The sequence below is a fragment of the Mesorhizobium sp. KACC 23794 genome, assembly GCF_052180275.1.
Lineage (GTDB): Bacteria > Pseudomonadota > Alphaproteobacteria > Rhizobiales > Rhizobiaceae > Kumtagia.
The window spans coordinates 2,634,445-2,651,476 of sequence record NZ_CP197465.1 but is presented as its reverse complement, the minus strand read 5'-3'; the positions used below and the strand labels follow the sequence as shown (position 1 = coordinate 2,651,476).

The window sequence follows — 17,032 nt, the reverse complement described above, 5'->3', positions numbered from 1 at the left end:
GGCGCGGCTCTCGCGCATTTGATCCAGATCAAACCGTGTATCCGGGGATCGCAATAGGAAGGAGCGCTCCCATAGGAATACCCCATGATCGATCCCCTTCTCGTAGACCTGTCGCGATTGCAGTTCGCGCTGACGGCGCTCTACCACTTCCTCTTCGTGCCGCTGACGCTCGGCCTTTCCATACTCATCGCCATGATGGAGACGGTCTACGTCATGACCCGCCGCACCATCTGGCGCGACATGACCAAGTTCTGGGGCGTGCTCTTCGGCATCAACTTCGCGCTCGGCGTCGCGACCGGCATCACCATGGAGTTCCAGTTCGGCATGAACTGGGCCTACTACTCCCACTACGTCGGCGACGTGTTCGGCGCGCCGCTGGCGATTGAGGGGCTGATGGCCTTCTTCCTGGAGGCGACATTCGTCGGCCTCTTCTTCTTCGGCTGGGAGAAGCTGTCCGCCCGCGCGCATCTCGCCGTGACATGGCTCATGGCGCTCGGCACCAATTTTTCCGCGCTGTGGATCCTGATCGCGAACGGCTGGATGCAGAACCCGGTCGGTTCGGCCTTCAATCCCGACACGATGCGCATGGAGGTCACAGACTTCACGGCGGTTCTGTTCAATCCTGTCGCTCAGGCCAAATTCGTCCATACCGTGTCCGCCGGCTACGTCTGCGGCGCGGCCTTCGTGCTCGGCGTCTCGGCCTGGTACCTGCTGAAGGGCCGTCACGTCGAACTCGCGAAGCGGTCCTTCGTCATCGCGTCGGCTTTCGGCGTCGCCGCATCGCTGTCGGTCATCGTGCTCGGCGACGAAAGCGGCTATGCGCTGACAGACAACCAGAAGATGAAGCTCGCGGCCATCGAGGCGATGTGGGAGACGGAACCCGCACCAGCCTCCTTCACCGTTTTCGGCATCCCGAACCAAAGCGGTCGCGAGACCAATTTTGCTATCCATATCCCCTGGGTGATGGGAATCATCGGCACGCGCTCACTCGACCGGCAGATCCCTGGCATCGACGAACTCGTTGCGAATGCGGAAGAGCGTATCCGAAACGGTATCCTCGCCTATGACGCGCTGGAGAAGGTGAAGGCCGACCGCACGGATACCGCCGCACGCGCCGCCTTCGACGCGACATCCGGGGATCTCGGCTACGCGCTTCTCCTCAAGCAGTACGTCGCCGATCCACGGCAGGCGAACGAGCAACAGATCAAGGATGCGTCCTGGTCGACCGTGCCCTACGTGCCGCTGCTCTTCTTCAGCTTCCGCCTGATGGTGGCCTGCGGTTTCGCCCTGCTCGCAGTGTTCGGCATATCGCTCTGGCACACGATGCGCGAAGAGGAGGCGCCGCGCTGGCTGTTCCGAATGGCCCTTCTTGCCATGCCGTTGCCCTGGATCGCGATCGAGATCGGCTGGTTCGTCGCCGAGTTCGGCCGCCAGCCCTGGATCATCGACAGCGTGCTGCCGACCTTCCTGGCCACCTCGGAACTGGGCGTGACGGATCTGCTGATCACCATCTCAGGCTTCACCATAGTCTACGGCATCCTCGCGGTCATCGAGGTCAAACTGATGCTGGCTGCGATCCGCAAGGGTCCGGAAGTGGCGGCCTTCATCGACGATCTGCATCCGGGTCAGTCCGACCCCACGCTGCGACCTGCTGAATGACGCGAAAGGTGCATCATGATTGATTTCATTTTCGACTATGCGACGCTGCGCGTCATCTGGTGGGTTCTGCTCGGCGTGCTGCTCATAGGCTTCGCCGTCATGGACGGCTTCGACATGGGCGTCGGCGCGCTGCTGCCGTTCGTTGCAAAAACCGACGTCGAGCGCCGCGTCGCGATCAACACGGTCGGGCCTGTCTGGGAGGGCAACCAAGTATGGTTCATCCTCGGCGGCGGCGCGATCTTCGCCGCCTGGCCGATGCTCTACGCCATGAGTTTCTCCGGCTTCTACCTCGCCATGTTCCTGGTGCTCCTGGCTCTGATCCTCCGGCCGGTGGGATTCAAGTACCGGTCGAAGAGACCGGACCCTGCATGGCGTGCACACTGGGACTGGGCGCTTTTCGTGGGCGGCGCCGTGCCGGCGCTGATCTTCGGCGTCGCGGTCGGCAATACGCTGCATGGCGTGCCCTTCCATTTCACGCCTGACCTGCGGCCGATCTATGAGGGCAATCTCTTCGGCCTGCTGAACCCGGTGGCGCTCTATTGCGGGCTGGTGTCGCTCTCGATGCTGGTCATGCACGGCGCCGCATGGCTCGCCTTCAAGGCCGACGGCACGGTCTGCGAGCGCGCGCGGTCCTTCGGAACGAGAGCGGCACTGGTCACGTCGGCCCTGTTCGCCGGCGGCGGCGTGCTGGTCCGGCTCGGCCTCCTGGGCGGCTATCGCGTGACGTCGTCGATCGTCTGGGATGGACCGTCCAACCCGATCGGCAAGACGGTGGTCGCGGATGGCGCGGCGTGGCTCGCCAATTTCCAGGCTCATCCGGTCCTGTGGATCGTTCCGGCGCTCGGCATCGCCGCGCCGCTGCTCGCCGCGCTCGGCTTCCGCGCCCGGCGCGAAGTCTGGACCTTCCTCGCCTCGAAGCTCGGCGTCGCCATGATCGTCGCGACGGTTGGCTTGGCGATGTTCCCGATCCTGCTGCCGTCAAGCAGCACTCCAGACCATTCGCTCACGGTGTTCGACGCCTCGTCGAGCCGCGCGACGCTGCGCAACATGCTGGTCGCCACGGTGATCTTCATGCCGCTGATCCTGGCCTACACCGGCTGGGTCTACCGCGTCCTGTGGGGCAAGGTCGGCAGCAACGACATCGAACGCACCGGTTCGTCGGCCTACTGAACGATACGGAGAACGATCATGTGGTACTTCGCCTGGATACTCGGCCTCGGACTGGCCGCCTCCGTCGGCATACTCAACGCACTCTGGTACGAGCTGCGCACGGTTCGCGAGGAGGCCGCAGACAAGACCGTTGCGTTGCCGACGCCGTGAGGCGTCAGTCGCCCGCTCTTGCTGCGAGCTTGCGAAGATCGTCGATGATGATGTGGCGCTGCTGCTCGACGCGGATGACGCCTTCGCCGCGCAGGCGCGTCAACTGGCGGCTCACCGTCTCTATGGTGAGCCCCAGGAAATCGGCGATCTCGGCGCGGGAGAGCGGGAGGTCGAAGGCCGCGCTACGCCGGCCCGGATCGGCGGTCGGATCGATGTTGCCCGCGATCATCGACAGGAAGCTCGCGATCTTCTCGGCCGCCGTCTTGCGGCCGAGCATGACCATCCACTCGCGCGCCTGGTCGAGTTCCTTCAATGTCTGCTGCAGAAGCCGGTGCTCCAGATGCGGCTGCTCGGCCATCATCCTTTCGAGCGCGCTGCGGGGGAAGGAGCAAAGCTCCACTCCCGTCGCGGCCTCGGCCGACACCGCGCTTTCAGTCTTGAACGGGCGGCCGACGAAATCCGGCGCGAATTGCAGACCGACGATCTGCTGGCGGCCGTCCGAAAGCGTCTTGGTGAGCTTGACCACTCCGGACATGACGTTCGAGAAATGTCCGGCGGTTTCCGCATCGCCAATCAGTTCCCTGCCCGGCTCGACTTTCTCCTTGCGCGCGCTTTTCGACAGCGCAACGAGCTGATCGGGGTTCAACGCCCCGCATATGCCCTTGTGGCGCGCCTCGCACGAGGCGCACAGGATGGGTATGCCGGCGGTGTGGACATCGTGGCGCACGCAACAAGCATATACCGATGGGGCCCGGCCCCGCCAAGCACCGGTCAGCGCGATAGCGTCGCAGGCACTCAACTTGATCCAGATCAAGGACGGACGCGGGAGGCCGGCGCATGGTCTTCGCACGTCAAAGGAGAAATCGCATGCCAACCGACACAATCGTCGTCCTCGTTTCCATCGTGGCCGTATTCGGCTTCTTCATCGGCATAGTCGCCTATGGAGACCTCACCTGGAGGCGTTGAGGGAGCCGAAGTCAGTCCCCGTCCGCTTTGCACGTCGAGCAAGAACCCGATTCGCGGGAGGGAGGACTTTGGTGACATAGGCGCGATTGTTCGAGACTCTGCGCAGATAGAGACTGCGATCGGACCATGGAGTTCCCTGCAACGAGAAGCGGCTCCGTGTCGCCTATGGCGCGAGCCTGCGCGTGTCCGAGGTCGCACAGGTCAAGGTCGACGACATCGACCCCACTCCTATGCTGATCCGCTTCGAACAGAGCAACGCCCCCTCCCCTCTTGCCGCTGGCGGCATTCGCCGTCACAACGGATCGGTCAACAGGAGGCGGAAGGCGAAAAATGTCGCTCAAGGGCAAGACGCTGTTCATTTCCGGCGGGTCGCGCGGCATCGGTCTCGCCATCGCGCTGCGCGCCGCGCGCGATGGCGCCAATGTCACCATCGCCGCCAAGACCGACACGCCGCACCCAAAGTTGCCGGGCACCATTCACACGGCCGCCGCCGAGGTCGAGGCGGCCGGGGGCCAAGCGCTGGCCGTGCTCTGCGACATCCGCGACGAGGCACAGGTCGCCGAAGCGGTGGCCAGGACGGCCGAAAAGTTCGGCGGCATCGACATCTGCGTCAACAACGCCAGCGCCATCCAGCTCACCGGCACGCTTGAGACCGACATGAAGCGTTTCGATCTCATGCATCAGATCAACACGCGCGGCACCTTCCTCGTCTCGAAAATGTGCATTCCGCACCTGAAAGCGGCGAAAAATCCGCACATCCTGAACCTGGCGCCGCCGCTCGACATGAAGGCCAAATGGTTCAAGGGCCATGTCGCCTACACGATGGCGAAGTTCGGCATGTCGATGTGCACGCTAGGCATGGCAGCCGAGTTCGCGTCCGCCGGCATCGCCGTCAATTCGCTGTGGCCACTGACGGCGATCGACACGGCGGCGGTACGCAACCTGCTCGGCGGCGACCAGGTCGCCGCGATCAGCCGCTCGCCCGAGATCATGGCCGACGCAGCCCATGCAATCTTCAGCCGGCCGTCGCGCGAGACAACCGGGAATTTTTTCATCGATGAGGAAGTGCTGCGCGGCGAAGGCGTCACCGACTTTGCCAGATATGCGCCCGGCACGAGTGGTCAGCTTGCCGGCGACTTCTTCGTGCCCGACGAGGTATTCGCCCGGGTGCCGACGAAGGTGGCGCGGACCTTCGGCTGAGATTTTGCCTAAGCAGTGGGTCAGACGTTCGGGCCCTCCGGCTTGTCGCCCTTCTTCTTTGCTGACAGCCGGTCGATGTAAGCTAGCAGCAGCGCCGAGGCCACGAAGGCCATGTGCATGATGGTCAGCCACATCAACTGCGTCGTCGTGTAGGTGGCGCTGTTCAAAAACACCTGAAGCAGGTGGATCGACGAAATGGCGACGATGGTGGAGGCAACCTTGACCTTCAACGACCCGACATCGATCGTGCCCAGCCAGTGCACCTCGCCTTCATGCTCGGTGTCGAAACGGCCGACGAAATTCTCATAGCCGGAGATGATCACCATCACGACGAGACTGGCGACCAGGGCCGCGTCGATCAGGCCCAGCATTTTGAGGATCGTATCGGTGTCGCCCAGTACGAAAACCTGAGTGATGAATTCGTAAAGCTTCTTTCCGAACGACACCGCATAAACGGCGAGCGCCAGGCCGAGGCCGAGATAGAAGACCACGAGCAGCCAGCGCGAGGCGAGGATGATCGATTCGATGGCGAGTTCGAGGCGTTTCATGGCGCTGGTCCGGACGATGGATTGTTTTGTGTTTCAGCGACAACGGGGGCATTTGCAAGGGTTCGCAACGTCGCGCCAAAAAACGACCCGGCCGGCAAGGATGCTGGCCGGGCGTAGTCCCTGCCCCGCTGGAGGATGAGGCGGAACAGGAGACGTTCCGCTATTCGGCCGAGGCCACCGGCGACACCAGCGGCGTGATCCGGCGGATGGAGACGCGGCGGTTCTGGCGCTCCGGCGCGTCGGTGTTCACCTTCAGATATTCCTCGCCATAACCCTGGGTCTCCAGGTTTTCCGGCGGGATTTCGAACACGTCGGTCAGCGCCTGGGCAACCGCTTCGGCGCGGCGATCCGAAAGCGCCAGATTGGCGACATCGGAGCCGACGGCGTCGGTATGGCCTTCGATCAGGAAAGTCTCGGCTGGGTTCTGCTTCAGCAGCTTCTCCATCGCCCGGGCGACATTATCCAGCCTCTCCACTTCGCCTTCCGCGATGTCGGCAGAGCCGAATTCGAAGGTGATGGTGTCGAGGTCGACCCGCCGCACGGTATCGCGGATGCGCGCCGAGCGCTTCACTTCATCGACCGAATAATAGCGCTGGACCTTCTCCACCGGCGGCTGCTCGAGGAAGTCGTAGTAGGCGTCAGCGTCGCGGGCCTGCTCGGCGTCGAGTATGTATTCCTCCGCCGGGATCGACAGTACCAGCGGCGGCAGGTCGCGGCCCGGATCGCGCCAGACCCCGTCGCGGTCGTCACGCTCGAACGCATCCTCATCGACATAGGCGAGGATGATCTCGTTGCCGTCCGGCTCGATCCTCGAGCGGCGGATGACGTCGCCATACTGGTCGCGAATGGTGACGATGCGCGTGCCGTCGCGGCGCTCGACGATCTCGCGCTGCCGGCCGCGCGGCAATTCTTCGTAATAGACGTCGCGCGCCTCGCGGCGGATGCGGCGGCCGCGATCCTTGTCCTCGACCATGATCTGGTCGCCGAGCTGGATGACGATGCGGTCGCCGATCTCGCGCAGCACATCCGAGCCGTCCGGCCGTTCGCGGCGGCGTTCGCGGGCCTTTTCGCGGTCGATCCGCTGGCCTTGCTCGCGGTCGGCCCTCTCGATCTTCCTACGATCGATTCTCTCGGCCTGGGCCGCTCTGTCGTCGATGGGCGGCGGTGTCGAGGCTTCCGTGCGGCGCGGCCGGTCAGTGCTCGCCGGCTGTTCCTTGGCGCTGTCGAGCACCGGCGCGTTGCTGCCATCCCTCGGCCGGCGATTCTTGCGCCGGTTCTGTTCGTCGGTGCGATCCTTGCCGCGGGACGCTTCGGCTGGGGCAGCGTTGTCGCCATCGGCGCGGCCAGGCTGCTCCGCATCGGCGGGCTGCCGGCGCTCCGCGCGTTTCCGCGGCTGGTCCTCGCCAGCCTGCGCAGGCTCGTCCACATTCGGAGCTTCGGCCTGAACGGGCTGCTGTTCCGCCCGGCGTTTCTTGCGCGGCTGTTCGCCCTCGGCCTGGGTGGGCGCATCCGGCGGCGTGGCCTCGGCCGGCTGCTGCTGGTCTGCACGCGGCTTCCTGCGGGGCTTCTCATCGGCCTGCCTCGGCTGCTCGACGGACGGGGACTCCGCCTGCGTCGGCTGTTCCTTTTGGGCTTCTCGCTTCTTGCGCCGCGCATCCTCCCGGGCCTTTGCCCTCTCCTCGGCGGAGCGGGCCTTGGCGTTCTCTGGCTGGTCGGCATCCGCCGCGCGTTTCTTGCGCGGCTGCTGTTCAGCTTGCGCCGGCTCATCAGCCGGGGGAGCCTCGGCGCGGGCTGGTTTTTCCTGTTCGGCCTTGCGTTTCTTGCGGGGCTGTTCTTCGGCCTGAACCGGTCGGTCCGTCGCGGGCGCTTCGGCGCGTGCCGGCTTCTGCTGCTCTTCACGGCGCTTCTTGCGTGGTTGCTCCTCGGCTTGCGCAGGCTGCGCTTCCTGAATTTCTCGCCTCTTGCGCGGCTGCTCCTCGGCCTGGGCAGGTTGCTCCGCCTGGACATCGCGGGCCTTGCGCTGAACCTGTTCCCTGGCTTTCGCCTTCTCCGGCTGGTCCGCGTCGGCCGCACGCCTCTTCTTGCGTGGCTGCTCCTCGCTCGGTTCGGCTTGCGAGGCGCCTTCGTCGGTTTGCGCCAGCATCAGCAAGCCGCCCGAAGGCTGCGGGGCCATCTCAGGCAAGGACAAGGGCGCTGCTACAGCAACGGTAGCCGTCCCGGCAATACACAGCGCCAGAGCGGTTCCAGCGAGTATGGTGCGATAAAATCTCATGTAATAATCTCCAGTCGTCCCCGCCAGGGAAACACCTTCGGGCGATCATCGTTCCGAAGCACCGTGTCCGGGAATGTTGTCGAAAGCCGGGTCACGGCCCTGCGATGACCCGTTTTTCCGGTTCGGCTCCTGCCCGGAACCGCTTGACGAAGCGGCATCCAGGGACCAAATGCCCCCGCATGGAAACACCGTTCTGGAAACGCCTTTCGCTCGAGGCGATGACGCCCGCGCAGTGGGAATCGCTGTGCGACGGCTGCGGCAAATGCTGCCTGTCCAAGCTCGAGGACGAGGACACGGCCGAAATCTACTGGACAACCGTCGCCTGCCGGCTGCTCGACGCCGGCACCTGCCGCTGCAGGGACTATGAAAATCGCCGGGCGATAGTACCGGATTGCGTGCGCCTCACGCCGTCCACCGTCCGGACGATCAACTGGCTTCCGTCGACCTGCGCCTACCGCCTGGTCGCCGAGGGCCGCGACCTCTACTGGTGGCACCATCTGGTCAGCGGCAGCCGCGAGACGGTGCACGAAGCGGGGATCTCGATTCGAGGCCGCATAACCGCCTTCGACAGCGATCTTTCCGAAGACGACGACTATTTCGACCACGTCGTCGAGGTGGAGCCGTAGATCGGGACCAGCCTGCTTATTTATTGGCGACTCAATCGGCATTTGCTCTCTCGCTCTGGGCGCAATGGATACGCCCGCTGGCTGAACGCCGGCTGAACGGCCGGTTCCGCGCCCGTTCAGGATCGGCATGCGACTTTCGCGTCATCGCATCGGCGAACCAGACCGAACAGACCGCAAGGAGAAGACAATGTTGAACCTGATCAGAACCGCCGCCCTTTCGGCTTTCGTCGGCTTGAGCGCGCTGACAGGCATGGCCGCGACCGCACAGGCGGACGGGCTCTACCTCAATTTCGGCGACAGGGCGGATACCCGGGTCGGCATCCATGTCGGCAACGACGGCCCCCGCAACGTCGGGCACCGCTGGGACCGTGACCGCCGGAATCACGACCGCTGGGAACGTGACGGCTGGAACCGCAATCGCGAATGCACGCCGAACCGGGCTTTGGACAAGGCCGAACGTCTGGGCCTGCGTCGGGCGCGTATCGTCGATGTCGACCGCCGCACGATCGACGTGGCGGGCCGCCGTTATGGCGACCGTGTCGTCCTGACCTTCGCGCGGGTCTCGGGTTGCCCGGTCATCCGCTGACCACTTGAGGACATACCTCAAAGGAGGGCCCGGGAGATCGCTCTCCCGGGCCTTCGCGCATCCTGCCGTTCTGCCTATTTCAGTTCGAAGGTCATGGTGACCTGCACCTTGTAGGAATTCTCGCCCGCCTCCACCGGAACCGATTCGGCGGCTCCGGCGCGGTCGAAAGCTTTCGCGGTGATCGGCATCGGCGGGGAAGCGTAGGTCTGGTCGGTGATCTCCAGCACCTTGCCAAGATTGACGCCGGCCGCCTCGGCCAGCGTGCGCGCCTTGTCCATCGCGTCCTTTACGGCACTTTTGCGGGCCTCGGTCAGGGCTTTCGACGGATCCTCGTTGGCGAACGTGACGCCGCCGCCCTGGTTGACGCCCAGCGTCACCGCCTTGTCGATGATCTCGCCGGTCTTTTCCAGGTCGCGCACCCGCAGCGACAATGTGTTGCTGACCTGGTAAGCGACGAGTTCGCCTTCCTGCGTCCCGTCCGGCTTGTTCACATAATTGTAGCGCGGATTGATCTGAAGCCCGCCGGTCTGCAGGTCGCGATTGGCCACGCCGGAGGATTTCATGGCGGCGATCACCGCAGCCATGGCGGCATTGCCGGCGTCGAGCGCCTCGCGTGCGGTCTTGGCCTCCCGCATCACGGTCAGCGACAGCACGGCGAGATCCGGCGCAATCGCGCTCTCGCCTTCGCCCATGACGACGATGCGCGGCGGCGGAGCCTGCTGGGCGAGCGCGGCGGGCACCGGCGCAAAAAGGGAAGCGGCGAGCGCCAGCGGCAACAGTCGGGTCATCATCGAAAAGTTCTCCGCAGAATACGGGGTTGGTCAATTCCCGCCGGTTAGGGCGCGATTGTGGGTTGATTGCGGCAACGGCCTTCGTGGTTCGATCAATAGATGGTCTTGCCGCACGGTTCGCCGGATTTTCGCGATCCAGCTTTCGTCGCGTCCGCTCCAGCCCCTGCCGCCGTGACCGCTAGGGAGGTGGCAAGCCTGGGGCAAGGTCGATCCCGCCCGCATCGACAACGCATTCAAAGGCTTGTGCAGCGGCACGGAACCGACTAATCCAGCCGCGGTGGGGCCTGTAGCTCAATGGTTAGAGCCGGCGGCTCATAACCGCTTGGTTGGGGGTTCGAGTCCCTCCGGGCCCACCATCCCCTGCATCGATGCTATCATTCAAATGAAATTCTAGCTGATCTCCGACATCGGCCCGCTGATCGGCGCGTTGAAGTCGAGATTGGCCAGGTCGCATCCACGCTGAAAGTCACCGACGTGCTTTTCCATCCAGGAGCGCGCCTCGGTGGCGTTACGGGCCTTGAGCGCCTCGAAGATCTTGCGGTGTGCCAGCAGCAGCCGCGCGCCGGCATTGAGCCGGCTGATGACGAGATTGAAGGCCGGGTAGAAAAGCTCGCCCACCGTATCACGGCTCAGCCTCAACGCGCCGTTGCCGGTGGCGGCGGCGACGAGGTTGTGGAACTCGATGTCGAGTTCGGCCAGTTGCTCCGCGTCGCCAAGTACCGCCTCGGTGCGCGCGATATTGTCGGCTATCACCGCCAGATCCTGTTCGCTCGCCTTGGTGGCGGCAACGAAGGCGCACATCGGCTCGATCGCGCTCATCACTTCCCAAAGCTGCTCGAAGGTCGTGTCCTGCAGGAGGAAGGCGGTGCGCATGCGCTCGCCGATGTCCTTGTTGCTGGGCGCCGTGACCGTCAGCTTGTTCCGGCCTTCCTCACGGCGGATGAGACCCAGCTGTTCCAGCAGGCGAATCGCTTCGCGGATGGTGGAGCGGCTGACAGCGAAGCGGCGGGCGAGTTCGAGTTCGCCCGGCAAAGTGTTGCCGACGGCAAGCTCTCCCGTCAGAACCTGCTGCTCCAGTTCCTGCGCGATCTGTCTGAAAGCCGGGGAACTGCGGTCTCGCGCGGGCGCATCAATCTGGTCCATGTCGCCTCTTCTATGCCGACGAGCGTTCCCGGTCGCGGAGTTCGCTGCGCTTGATCTTGCCCGTCAATGTCTTGGGCAGCGATTCCACGAAAGCGATCTCGCGCGGATATTTGTACGGGGCGGTGAGACGCTTGCAATGCTCCTGGAGTTCGGAGGCAAGCGCCGCATCGCCATTGCGGCCGGGCCGCGGGACCACGAAGGCCTTGACGATCTCGCCCCGTGCGGCATCCGGCTTGCCGACCACCGCGCATTCGGCCACCGCCGCGTGCTCCAGCAGCGCATTCTCGACCTCGCTGGGCCCGATGCGGTAACCGGCCGAGTTGATGATGTCGTCGAGGCGGCCGCGATACCAGATATAACCGTCGGCATCGGTGGCACCGCGGTCGCCGGTGACGTACCAGCGCCCGTCCGGCCCGTCGGCAAAGCATTTCTGCGTCCGCTCCGGCTCCTGCCAATAGCCCAGCATCAGCTGCGGGTGAGGCGTCATCAGCGCGACGTCGCCTTCCTCGCCCGCCGGCAGCAAATTGCCCATGCCGTCGATGATGGCGACATGGCTGCCGGGGGCCGGGCGGCCCATGGAGCCCGGCTTCACCGTCTCACCCGGATAGTTGAGCACGATCATCAGCGTCTCGGTCTGGCCGTAGGCTTCGGAAATGGGCATGCCGGTTGCCGCCTGCCAGCGCCCGGCGATGACGGGGCTGACCGCCTCGCCGGCCGAGACCGTCTGACGCAATGTCGAAAGATCGAAGGCAGCCACATCCTCCTCCGCCACCCGCAGGAGCTCCGTCGCCGGCGCGCAGTAGACGTTGACGTGATAGTGTTCGAGCAGCCTCAGCCGCTCCTTCGGGTCGAACGGGCCGTCGTAGAAGAGCGAGCAGGCTCCCCGCGCCCACGGCCCGAACAGGATGCTCGTGCCGGCCTTGCTCCAGCCCGTGTCGGCCGTGCACCAGATGACATCGCCGGGATCGAGATCGAGCCAGTAGGCCGCGGAGACCCACCAGGAATAAAGCCCGCGCGAGGCATGCAGCACGCCCTTCGGGTTTCCGGTCGACCCAGACGTGTAATACATGATGGCCGGATCCTCGGCCGCAACCTCGGCGGCGGCGAAACCGTTGGCCAGGGTATCCAGCAGAGCATCAAAGGATTGCCAGCCTGCTGCCGCACCGACCGCTACCTTGACATCCAGCACGTCGGCCAGCCGCTCGAATTTTGCCGCATGCTCGGCCCGGCAGATTGCGGCGCGCGCCCCGGAATTGCGCACGCGGTAGTCGAGGTCCTTCGCCGTCAGCATCTCGATGCACGGGATGGGCACCGCACCGAGCTTCAGCGCCGCGACCACCGCTATCTGCCATTCGGGGATGCGCGGCAGCATGATGACGACGAAGTCGCCCTTCTTCACCCCCAGGCGCCGGAGCGACGCGGCGAGCCGGTCGGTGAGTTGAGAAATGTCGGAATAGGCATAGCACCGCTCGCGGCCAGCCTGGTCCAGCGCAATCAGGGCCGGGCCGTCGGCCTCACGCGCCATTCGATCGACGACGTCAGTGCCGAAGTTGAATGTCTCCGGCACCCGCCAGCGGAAGTCCGCGTGGAATTTTTCATAGGGCGCTCGCGTGCGAACCATCTTTCCTCCACCGCCTCCTTTGTCGCGGCCTGCTAGATCGCTCCACCGGCCTTCATCGCGGCGATCTCGGCCTCGCTATAGCCGGCGCGTCCGAGCACCTCCTCATTGTGCTCGCCGAGCATCGGCGGAGGCATCCTGATTTCGCAAGGCGTGCCCCTGAGCTTGATCGGAAAGCCCAGCTGCGGCACCCGCCCCTCGACCGGATGGTCGACATGCAGCAACATCTGCCGGTGCACCATCTGCGGGTGGCGGAAGGCCTCGCCCATGTCGTTGACGGCGGTGAGCGGAATGTCGGCGGCCTCGCCGGCTTGAGCCCATTCGTCGCGCGTCCTGCCGAGGAAGATTTCCGCCACGGTCGCGCGCTGGTCCTCTGCTTCGCGACCCTCGGGATAGTGCGTCCTGAGTTCGGACCCCAGTCCCACGAGATCGCAGAAACGCTCCCAGAAATGCAGCTCCAGCGCACCGAGCGCAACATATCTGCCGTCGGCGCAGCGATAGATGTTGTAGCATGGGGCCTGGCCGATCCACGGCCGCTCGCCGCCGCGCGGCTCCATGTCGCCGAAGAGATGTTCGGCACCATGCAGCGACAGCCATGCGACCGTGCCGTCGGTCATGGAGATGTCAATGTACTGGCCGAGTCCGTCGACCGTGCGCGAATAGAGCGCGGCGAGGATGCCCGTCGAAGCCATCAGCGAGCCGCCGCCGACGTCGGCGACAGAGAGCCCCGGCACCATCGGGCCTTCGCCGGCCTTGCCAAAGAGCTGCAGAGCGCCCGCCGTGCCCATATAGTTGATGTCGTGGCCAGGCGCGAGCCTCAGCGGCCCGTCCTGGCCGTAGCCGGAGAGGGAGCAGTAGATGAGGCCCGGATTGCGCGTAGCCAGCGCCGTATAGCCAAGGCCAAGCCGGTCCATCACGCCCGGGCGAAAGCCCTCCAGCAATATGTCGGCGCTATCAACCAGGCGCAGGAGGGCGGCGTGGCCTTCCGGCGTCTTCAGGTTGAGCGTCACGCTCTTCTTGTTGCGGTTGAGCATCAGGAAAGAGCCGGATTCGGTCTTGGCCTTCGGCTCCCAGGCGCGGTTGTAGTCGCCGCCGCGCGGGTCCTCGACTTTGATGACCTCGGCGCCCATATCGGCCATCATCTGCGAGCAGAAGGCGCCCGGCAGCAGCCGCGTCAAGTCCAGCACGGTGACGCCCTGCAACGCGCCGCGTCGTCGGGGCGAATTCATGCGGCGGTCCATCCGCCGTCGACGGCGACAGATTCGCCCGTCACGTAGGTGGCAGCGTCCGATGCAAGAAACACCACGGCCCCGGCGATCTCGTCAGGCCTGCCGAAGCGGGCCATCGGCGTGCGCCCCGTTATCCTGGCGCCGAGCACCGGATGTTCGACGAGACCGGACGTCAGATCCGTCTCGACATAGGCGGGGGCGACACAATTGACGCGAACGCCCTTGGGCGCCCAGTCGATCGCCATCGACTTGGTCAGCAGTTCGACGCCGCCCTTTGACGCGCAGTAGGCGGCAGTCTTGCCGAGGCCCGTGCGGCCGCCGATGGAACTGATGTTGATGATGGAGCCGCGGCCTGCCGCCAGCATCTGCCGGCCGAACTCGCGGCACGCCAGGAACACGCCTGTCAGATTAGTGCCGATGATGGTGTTCCACTCTTCGAGCGTGGTTTTCTCGGCGCCCTTATAGATGGCGTTGACGCCGGCATTGTTAACCAGCACGTGGGCAGGCCCGAAACGGTCGGCGACGATCTCCGCCAGCCGCACGACCTGCGCCTCGTCCTGCATGTCGGCAGTGAACCACTCGGCTACGCCGCCCGATGCGCGGATATCATCGACGGCGTTTTTCAGCACGGCTTCCGAGCGCCCGGTGACCACCACCTTGCCGCCATGGGCAGCGAGGGCTACGGCGATCGACTTGCCGATACCGCGCCCGCCACCGGTCACGACGCAGACACGGCCACCGAGATCGAACATGTTCGAGCCGCTCATCAGTGCCTCCCGCCTGCGATCCGGCGCGCCAGCGACCAGCGGTGCACTTCCGAGGGGCCATCATAGATGCGGAAGGCGCGGATATCGCGGAAAATGCGCTCCACCACGGTGTCGCGCGTGAGCCCGAGTCCGCCCAGGATCTGCACGCAGCGGTCGGCAACGCGCCAGACGGCCTCCGAGCAGATCACCTTGGCCCGCGAGCTTTCCATGTTGCCCTTGTGACCCTGGTCGAGCACCCAGGCCGTGTGCCAGATCGCCAGCCGCGCGGTGTAGATGTCCATGTCGTTGTCGGCCAGCATGAAGCCGACACCCTCGTGCTCGGCCAGCGGCTTGCCGAACGCGGTACGGCGCGCGGCATAGTCGCGGGCGATCTCCTGCGCGCGCACGGCCGAGCCCAGCCAGCGCATGCAGTGGGTCAGGCGCGCGGGCGCCAGGCGCACCTGCGCATAGCGAAAACCTTCGCCGACCGCGCCGAGCACGTCCTCTTCCGACACGAAGAGACCGTCAAAGCGCATGACCCAGTGGCCGCCCGTGAAAGAGGAATCCATGGTGTCGAGCTGGCGCTCCAGCACGATTTCCGGCTGGTCCATGTCGGCCAGGAACATGGTCGCCGCGCCCACCTTGTCGCCCGAGGCGAGCTTGGCCATGATGATGATGAAACGCGCGTCCTCGGCACCGGTGATCAGCCATTTGCGGCCCGAGATGCGGTAGCCGCCGGCGACCGGCTCGGCGATCGTCTCCAGCAGCGCCGGGTCGGAGCCCGCACCCATCGGCTCGGTCATGGCGAAGCAGGAACGGCTCTGGCCGGAAGCCAGCGGGCGTAGCCAGCGCTCCTTCTGGCGCTGGTCGGCCACCTCCGCCATCAGGTGCATATTGCCTTCGTCGGGGGCGGCGCAGTGCAGCGCGACCGGGCCCAGCATCGAATAGCCCGCCGCCTCGAAGGCGACCGCCCGACCGAAATGCGTCAACCCCAGCCCGCCGAATTCCTGCGGCACATGCGGCGCGAGCAGGCCCCTCGCCCGTGCAAGGGCGAGGAGCTCCAGCCGGAACTCCTCCGACGGGCCGTGGCTGCCCCAGCGCGGGTCGGTCTCAAGCGGAATGATCTCCGACCGCACGAACGCGCCGATGCGCTCGGCGAGGTCCTTCAGATCGGCAGGTATGGAAAAGTCCATCCGGGATAAGCCTTTCTCAGATCGGCCGCGCGGTGGAGGCGGCCGTGAAGTCCAGTATGTCGGAGCCGAGCGCGGCGAAGCCGGCATAGCGGCTGTCCCCGGCAGCGCCCCGCGCCCAGTTGCGGTGCAGTTGGATGAAGACGATGCCGAGCTTGAGCAGAGCGAGGACGCGCCAGGCACCAAAGCCCGAGACGTCACGGCGGGACGCGGCGGCGTAGGCTTCCACAACCTCCGCACGGGTGAGGAAGCCGGGGCGGACGGTCGGCATCTGCGCGAGCCGGTGCATACAGTCAGGGTCGCCCGGCTCGGTCCAGTAGCTGGTCAGCGTGGCGAGATCCATCATCGGGTCGCCGCGCGTACCCATGTCCCAGTCGAGTACGGTGCCGATGCGAAAACCGGCATCGAGCATGCAGTTGTCGAGCTTGAAGTCGGAATGAAGAAGCGTGGGTGCGAGCGGCTCGGGGACATGGGATTCAAGCCAGTCGGCGATCTCGGCCACGCGGCGCGCCGGCGTGCCTTCGAGCGCCAGTGCCGCGCCCCGCTTTTCCCAGCCGCCGACATTGCGCGCGAAGAAGCCCTCCGGCTTGCCGAATTCGCCGAGCCCGATCTCCGCGGCGTCGACCGCGTGCAGCGCGGCAAGCGTCGCGACCATTTCGCGCGACAGGGCCGCGGTGCGCTCCGGCGTGTCGAGTTCCGGCGGCAGCCGGTCGCCCGCGACCACGCGGCCCTCGCGATATTCCATCAACTGGAATGGCACGCCGATAACGGAGAGGTCCGTGCACAGGAAAAAGCTGTCCGGCGCAGGCGCGAAGGCTTTCGAGAGGCGCGAGAGAATGCGATGCTCGCGCACCATGTCGTGGGCGCCCGGCGCCAGTTCGCCTGCAGGCGGACGGCGCAGCACGGCCGGACGGCCGTCGACCGAGACAAGATAGTTGAGGTTGGACAAGCCGCCGGAGAGACGTCTGGCGCCTGCGACCGGATCGAGGTGCAGGCCGTGCGCGGCCAATTGGCCCGCCACCGCCGCCACATCGAGCGCAAATGGATCGCCATTCGCTGGTTGGGCGTCGCCTCCCACGCCTGCCTCCATTTCTGTCTGACAAAACACTTGCCGAGTGCGGAGCAGTTTGTCAATCTG

Annotated in this window: 16 protein-coding genes and 1 tRNA gene; 7 read left to right on the top strand and 10 right to left on the bottom strand. The window is 65.3% G+C overall.

Going from position 1 to position 17,032, the window contains the following annotated elements; genetic code table 11:
- Window positions 1-84: 84 nt before the first annotated feature.
- From ACSBOB_RS13130 to cydX, 3 genes are read left to right on the top strand one after another with little or no spacing between them, the layout of a single operon-like run.
- Window positions 85-1,659: a cytochrome ubiquinol oxidase subunit I gene (locus ACSBOB_RS13130; RefSeq protein ID WP_442582826.1), complete on the top strand. Its 1,575-nt coding sequence runs from the start codon at window positions 85-87 to the stop codon at window positions 1,657-1,659.
- Window positions 1,660-1,671: 12 nt separating this feature from the next.
- Window positions 1,672-2,829: a cytochrome d ubiquinol oxidase subunit II gene (gene cydB, locus ACSBOB_RS13125; protein WP_442583725.1), complete on the top strand. Its 1,158-nt coding sequence runs from the start codon at window positions 1,672-1,674 to the stop codon at window positions 2,827-2,829.
- Window positions 2,830-2,847: 18 nt separating this feature from the next.
- Window positions 2,848-2,979 (top strand): cytochrome bd-I oxidase subunit CydX, encoded by a 132-nt coding sequence (cydX, locus tag ACSBOB_RS13120; RefSeq protein ID WP_442582825.1) that lies wholly within the window; start codon window positions 2,848-2,850, stop codon window positions 2,977-2,979.
- 4 nt (window positions 2,980-2,983) lie between these two features.
- On the opposite strand, the gene ACSBOB_RS13115 is transcribed toward cydX, so the two are convergent.
- Window positions 2,984-3,706: a Crp/Fnr family transcriptional regulator gene (locus ACSBOB_RS13115; RefSeq protein WP_442582824.1), complete on the bottom strand. Its 723-nt coding sequence runs from the start codon at window positions 3,704-3,706 to the stop codon at window positions 2,984-2,986.
- Window positions 3,707-4,275: 569 nt separating this feature from the next.
- Between ACSBOB_RS13115 and ACSBOB_RS13110 the strand changes: the two genes are divergently transcribed.
- Complete coding sequence (locus ACSBOB_RS13110) at window positions 4,276-5,145, top strand: SDR family oxidoreductase (RefSeq protein ID WP_442582823.1); 870 nt, start codon at window positions 4,276-4,278, stop codon at window positions 5,143-5,145.
- 20 nt (window positions 5,146-5,165) lie between these two features.
- Here ACSBOB_RS13110 and ACSBOB_RS13105 read toward each other — a convergent pair whose 3' ends face one another.
- Together ACSBOB_RS13105 and ACSBOB_RS13100 are read right to left on the bottom strand one after the other, a co-directional pair.
- Window positions 5,166-5,693, bottom strand: a complete 528-nt coding sequence (locus ACSBOB_RS13105) for a TIGR00645 family protein (protein ID WP_442582822.1) — start codon at window positions 5,691-5,693, stop codon at window positions 5,166-5,168.
- A gap of 160 nt (window positions 5,694-5,853) precedes the next feature.
- Complete coding sequence (locus ACSBOB_RS13100; protein ID WP_442582821.1) at window positions 5,854-7,965, bottom strand: OmpA family protein; 2,112 nt, start codon at window positions 7,963-7,965, stop codon at window positions 5,854-5,856.
- Between the two features lie 179 nt (window positions 7,966-8,144).
- Between ACSBOB_RS13100 and ACSBOB_RS13095 the strand changes: the two genes are divergently transcribed.
- Window positions 8,145-8,591 (top strand): YcgN family cysteine cluster protein, encoded by a 447-nt coding sequence (locus ACSBOB_RS13095; protein ID WP_442582820.1) that lies wholly within the window; start codon window positions 8,145-8,147, stop codon window positions 8,589-8,591.
- A 187-nt stretch (window positions 8,592-8,778) separates the two neighbouring features.
- Window positions 8,779-9,177 (top strand): hypothetical protein, encoded by a 399-nt coding sequence (locus ACSBOB_RS13090; RefSeq protein ID WP_442582819.1) that lies wholly within the window; start codon window positions 8,779-8,781, stop codon window positions 9,175-9,177.
- Between the two features lie 74 nt (window positions 9,178-9,251).
- Here the strand turns inward: ACSBOB_RS13090 and ACSBOB_RS13085 are convergent, their stop codons facing one another.
- Entirely contained in the window at window positions 9,252-9,965 is a 714-nt protein-coding gene (locus tag ACSBOB_RS13085) for an SIMPL domain-containing protein (protein ID WP_442583724.1), read from the bottom strand.
- 283 nt (window positions 9,966-10,248) lie between these two features.
- On the opposite strand from ACSBOB_RS13085, the gene ACSBOB_RS13080 reads away from it, so the two are divergent.
- Window positions 10,249-10,324: transfer RNA gene (locus tag ACSBOB_RS13080), tRNA-Ile, on the top strand.
- Window positions 10,325-10,358: 34 nt separating this feature from the next.
- Here ACSBOB_RS13080 and ACSBOB_RS13075 read toward each other — a convergent pair.
- The 6 genes from ACSBOB_RS13075 to ACSBOB_RS13050 are packed head-to-tail and all read right to left on the bottom strand — an operon-like array spanning window position 10,359 to window position 16,972.
- Window positions 10,359-11,111 carry a FadR/GntR family transcriptional regulator gene (locus ACSBOB_RS13075; RefSeq protein ID WP_442582818.1) on the bottom strand — a complete coding sequence of 251 codons (753 nt, stop codon included), beginning with the start codon at window positions 11,109-11,111 and terminating at the stop codon, window positions 10,359-10,361.
- Window positions 11,112-11,121: 10 nt separating this feature from the next.
- Complete coding sequence (locus tag ACSBOB_RS13070) at window positions 11,122-12,732, bottom strand: acyl-CoA synthetase (RefSeq protein WP_442582817.1); 1,611 nt, start codon at window positions 12,730-12,732, stop codon at window positions 11,122-11,124.
- 32 nt (window positions 12,733-12,764) lie between these two features.
- Window positions 12,765-13,958 (bottom strand): CaiB/BaiF CoA transferase family protein, encoded by a 1,194-nt coding sequence (locus ACSBOB_RS13065; protein WP_442582816.1) that lies wholly within the window; start codon window positions 13,956-13,958, stop codon window positions 12,765-12,767.
- Window positions 13,955-14,725 carry an SDR family NAD(P)-dependent oxidoreductase gene (locus tag ACSBOB_RS13060; RefSeq protein ID WP_442582815.1) on the bottom strand — a complete coding sequence of 257 codons (771 nt, stop codon included), beginning with the start codon at window positions 14,723-14,725 and terminating at the stop codon, window positions 13,955-13,957. The genes ACSBOB_RS13065 and ACSBOB_RS13060 overlap by 4 nt, the downstream gene beginning before the upstream one ends.
- The gene (locus ACSBOB_RS13055) at window positions 14,725-15,897 is read right to left on the bottom strand and encodes an acyl-CoA dehydrogenase family protein (protein ID WP_442582814.1); all 1,173 of its coding nucleotides are present in this window, start codon (window positions 15,895-15,897) and stop codon (window positions 14,725-14,727) included. Before ACSBOB_RS13055 ends, ACSBOB_RS13060 begins: the two co-directional genes overlap by 1 nt.
- Before the next feature lie 16 nt (window positions 15,898-15,913).
- Entirely contained in the window at window positions 15,914-16,972 is a 1,059-nt protein-coding gene (locus tag ACSBOB_RS13050; protein ID WP_442582813.1) for a phosphotransferase family protein, read from the bottom strand.
- Window positions 16,973-17,032: the final 60 nt, after the last annotated feature.